General features: G+C 71.1%; 1 pseudogene. It reads left to right on the plus strand.

Going from position 1 to position 225, the window contains the following annotated elements:
- A pseudogene (locus FJ658_RS15240) lies at nucleotides 1–225 on the plus strand (sugar ABC transporter permease); the annotation flags it as partial.

Genomic DNA, 225 nt, shown 5'->3' on the forward strand with positions numbered 1-225 from the left:
CCGGCCACATCGACCTCTCGGTCGGATCGGTCGCCGCGTTCGTCGGCGCGTGCTCGGGCGTCTTCGCGGTGCACTGGGGCCTGCCCTGGTGGCTCTCGATCGCCCTGTCGCTGCTGATCGGCGCCCTCGTCGGCGTCTGGCAGGGCTTCTGGATCGCCTTCGTCGGCATCCCGGCGTTCATCGTGACGCTGGCGGGCCTGCTCATCTTCCGCGGACTCGCGCTCG

Source organism: Schumannella sp. 10F1B-5-1 (assembly GCF_006517535.1).
Lineage (GTDB): Bacteria > Actinomycetota > Actinomycetes > Actinomycetales > Microbacteriaceae > Schumannella.